Below are 4,015 nucleotides of genomic sequence, written 5' to 3'. Positions count from 1 at the left end.
GGGCCGCTCATCATGCGCCGAGAGGCGGCGCGACGATCGCTTGCGCGCCCGCGCCATGCAGCATCGCCGCCCAACGCGATTGCGCGCGCAGCGTGCCAAAACTGTCGGCATCCTTTACCTGGCCTGTCAGCAACGCGCCAGCCAGATCCGCTGCCGCCTTCGAAACCTCGGGCGCGATCATATAACCATGGCGATAGAGCCCGTTCACTGTAAGCGCTTGTGCGCCGTCCCAACTGATAGCGGGACGATGATCGGGCAGCGTCGGACGACACTGCGTGTTCAGTTCGAGGATGCGCGCCTCGCCGAATCCCGGATGGACCGCGAACGCGGCGCTCAGCAGTTCGAGCGCCGAGCGCACGCTGACGGGCGACATGTCCTCCCCTTCGATCTCGGTGGCGCCTACGACATAGACGTCGTCTTCCTTCGGCGCGAGGTAGATCGGATAGCGCGGGTGCAGCAGCCGCACGGGGCGCGTCAAGCCGATGCCCGGCGCCTTGATGCGCGCCACTTCGCCGCGAATCCCACGCAGCGTGGGCAGCACGGGTTTCGCGCCGAGCCCGCGGCAATCGATCGTCACGCGTGCCGGCGGCCGGGCTGCATCGTCGACGCGCGTGTTCCAATGCGTGCGTACGCCGCGCTCGGCAAGCCCCGCCGCCAGCGCATGCAACGCCTGGCGGTTGTCGAGCTGGCCTTCGTGCGGCATCAGCCATCCGGTTGCGAAGCGGCCGGCCAGCGCGGGTTCGGCGGCGGCGAGCGCCCGGGCGTCCACGCGCGTCAGCGCGTCGTCGGCGAGCAGCGCAGCCGGCGCATTGGCGCGCACGCGCCGCTCGAACAACGCGGCCTCGGCGCGATCCGCCTGGTGCCAGACGACGAGCGTGCCGTTGCGTTGAAAGAAGACCGGTTCGGGCAATTGAGCAAGCAGACGCGGCCATTCGTCGAGCGATGCGGCGCCAAGTTCGACGATCAGCGGTTCGGCCACGGCGGCCTCCGCGAGCGGCGCAAGCATCGCCGCCGCCACCCAGGCGGCAGACGAGGAGCCGGCTGCGTCGCCGCGTTCATAGAGCGCCACCTGATGACCGGCGCCGGCGAGCCGCCATGCGACGAGGCGGCCGCACAGGCCACCGCCGAGCACGGCGACATCGGGCAGCGGGCCCGTCGAAACGACTGAAGATTGAGCGGTCATCGGATCCGATCCTATTCGTACGGCGGCAAGAGGCGCACGTACACCAGGACGAAACCGGCCGGTGGGGCCGGCCGGGCAAGCTACGCCGACAAAGCGGACGCGGCCCGGCGGGGAAGGACGGCCGGCGAGCGAGCGTCCCACGCAAAGCGTTCCCGAAACTTCCCGCGCCGGTATTATCCGGATCGGGTGCGAAGGGTCTCTCTCAGCCTTGCGCTCGGACGGCCTGCCGCCGTACCCACCTGACAAAACGCGCAAAGCACCCCTGTTTCGTCGTGGCCAATTAGACCATAAAAGCCCAAGCACCCGCAAACGAGGCCCCGTGACGCAGCTTCGCAAGCGCGCCCTTTTTTTCGTTCGTTCTCATGGACGTGGAACCGGGCACGCCGCGCACTCTGGCACAATGTCCGATCGCGGCACACGGCGCACTGCGATTGATGGGCACGGCATGCAGCCCGCGTCCGCAGCCGACACGATGGCACAAGACAAAGCGAAATCGGCAGTTCCGCCGCCGATTAAGACTGTTTTAAGGGGTCCGCGCAAGAATTCGCAGGCTCCTCATCAAGGCGCTCGCGTCCGTTGCCGTGGGCTCGCGCGCCAGATTCGGAAACACCGTTCGGAAGACCTATGACTTCAGCTCTTATTCCCGTCCCCGAGCGTGACGACACGCCGCCCCAATCTTTTTCGACATCGGCCTGGGGGCTGATCAAACCGTACTGGGTGTCGGAAGACTGGAAAGCCGCATGGGGGTTGCTGGTGACGATTGTCGTCATCAACCTGCTCATCGTCGGATTCAACGTCTGGTTCAATTCGTGGAATGCGAAGTTTTATAACGCCCTGCAAGCGAAGGACGTGCCGCACTATTGGCATCAGCTCTTTCTCTTTTCGGCTGCTGTGCCTTTCTTTATCGTCATGGCGGTTTATCGGACCTACTTGCGCCAGATGCTCGAGTTCCGGTGGCGCCAGTGGCTGACGACTCGCTACCTGCGAGCGTGGCTCGGCGAGGCAGCGTTCTATCGGATCGAGCGCGATCGGCTCGCCGACAACCCCGATCAGCGGATCAGCGACGACCTTCAGTCGTTCGCTTCGAGCACGCTCCAGCTGACGCTCGGGCTGTTTTCGACGCTCGTTACGCTGTTTTCGTTCATTACGATCCTGTGGACGATCGCCGGCCCGCTGACCGCGCATTTCGCCGGATCCACATGGACGATACCCGGCTACATGGTATGGGCGGCCGGCATCTATGCCATCGGCGGTTCGTACATCATTCACAAGGTCGGCCGCTCGCTCATTTCGATCAACTACCAGCAACAGCGCGTGGAAGCGGATTTCCGTTTCGGGCTGATCCGCGTGCGCGAGAACGCCGAGCCCATCGCGCTGTATGACGGCGTTCGAACGGAGCATGCCGGCGCCCAGCATATCTTCGGGCGGATCCGCGACAACTGGTGGCGCATCATGAAATACACGCGGCGCCTGAGCGTCGCGACGACCTTCTACGCGCAGGCTGCCATCATCTTTCCGTTCGTCGTCGCCGCCCCGCGCTACTTCGCCGGGGCCTTCACCTTCGGCGTGCTGATGCAGATCGTCGATGCCTTCAGCACCGTCAGCGGCTCGTTCTCGTGGTTCATCGATAATTACGGCTCGCTCGTCTCGTGGCGCGCCACGGTCAACCGTCTCCGTGAATTCACGCGTGTGATTCAAACCACGCATATGCGCGAATCGGTTTCGCCCGCCACGGAACACGGCGGGATCAATCTGCATTACGTCGATGCCGACACCCTCAAGACGCGCGACCTCCGGCTCGCGCTGCCCAACGGCACGCCGCTCGCCGCCATTGCCGATATCACCGTCAAACCCGGCTCGCGCTGGCTTGTCCGCGGCCCGTCCGGTGCGGGCAAGAGCACATTGCTGCGCGCATTCGCCGGACTCTGGCCGTTTGGCGATGGTGCCATCGACGCACCGGTAGGCGCCCGCATGATGTTCGTGCCGCAGCAAAGCTACTTGCCGATCGGTACGCTCAAGGCCGCGCTCGCCTACCCTTCTCCGGAGGACACCTTCTCCGACGAAGACTGCCGCGCTGCGCTGCGCTTCGCTCGGCTCGAGGATTATGTCGAACGTCTGGGCGAATCGACGCACTGGACGCGGGTGCTCTCGCCGGGCGAACAGCAACGCCTCGCCTGTGCGCGCATCCTGTTGCACAAGCCCGACTTCCTCTTCCTCGACGAAGCGACAAGCGCACTCGACCCAGCCAACGAAGCACACGTTTATCGATTGCTCACCGAACGGCTGCCGAAGACGGCGATCATGAGCGTGGCGCACCGGGAATCGCTGCTCGCGCTGCATAATGAGGTGCTCGATATCGAGCGAGCGGACGAGCGAGCCGCGGCTTAGCTCAACGACGCTCAAACATTGACCCTCCGAGCCCGCCCAAAACGCGGCGGGTTCGCTTCAAACCCCTCTCAAGCCAGCGGCACCCCCACGGAAGCGAGCGCGCGATAGCGCGCGCCGGGTCGAGCGAGCGTGCTCGAATAGAGCGTCAACGTATCGAACCGAGGAACGGCTTCAAGCGTTGCCGCATCGAACGGCAACGCGACGCGTGGCGGTACTCGCCCGGCGCTCACTTCGCGGGCGGGCGCCGAGGCGCTTGGGCTATGAGGGGAACGAGGGGACCGAGCGAATCGAGCGAGGGTGATGTGAGGGCGAAACGGCCGATGATCGTCGACAGGCAACCCCAGCGAGCCGACGAGTTCACGCACACGCGCTTCGAGTTCGGCAAGCCCATCGTCATCGGCAAACGGCACGACAACGAGCCGCGGATGCGCGGCACTCGGCCAA

At 65.1% G+C, this 4,015-nt stretch carries 3 protein-coding genes and 1 riboswitch; of the genes, 1 reads left to right on the top strand and 2 read right to left on the bottom strand.

Annotated features, from left to right (window positions below):
* Positions 1–10: 10 nt before the first annotated feature.
* Positions 11–1,183, bottom strand: coding sequence for an FAD-dependent oxidoreductase (locus ACTHL0_RS09150; RefSeq protein ID WP_440566414.1), 1,173 nt, complete (start codon positions 1,181–1,183; stop codon positions 11–13).
* A 142-nt stretch (positions 1,184–1,325) separates the two neighbouring features.
* A riboswitch (TPP riboswitch) is annotated at positions 1,326–1,457 on the bottom strand.
* A gap of 350 nt (positions 1,458–1,807) precedes the next feature.
* Between ACTHL0_RS09150 and ACTHL0_RS09145 the strand changes: the two genes are divergently transcribed.
* Positions 1,808–3,571 (top strand): ABC transporter ATP-binding protein/permease, encoded by a 1,764-nt coding sequence (locus ACTHL0_RS09145; protein WP_440566413.1) that lies wholly within the window; start codon positions 1,808–1,810, stop codon positions 3,569–3,571.
* Between the two features lie 68 nt (positions 3,572–3,639).
* On the opposite strand, the gene ACTHL0_RS09140 is transcribed toward ACTHL0_RS09145, so the two are convergent.
* Positions 3,640–4,015, bottom strand: a 376-nt coding sequence (locus ACTHL0_RS09140) for a 2'-5' RNA ligase family protein (RefSeq protein ID WP_440566412.1), incomplete at its 5' end; no start/stop codon positions are given.

It is taken from the genome of Trinickia sp., from assembly GCF_051961175.1.
GTDB lineage: Bacteria > Pseudomonadota > Gammaproteobacteria > Burkholderiales > Burkholderiaceae > Trinickia.
Note: the sequence above shows the minus strand (reverse complement) of the source record. Positions and strands in the feature narration are given on the sequence as shown.

Excerpts from the sequence above, each read along its gene's own strand:
- ACTHL0_RS09150 (WP_440566414.1), bottom strand. The coding sequence starts at position 1,183 with ATGACCGCTCAATCTTCAGTCGTTTCGACGGGCCCGCTGCCCGATGTC.
- ACTHL0_RS09145 (WP_440566413.1), top strand. The coding sequence starts at position 1,808 with ATGACTTCAGCTCTTATTCCCGTCCCCGAGCGTGACGACACGCCGCCC.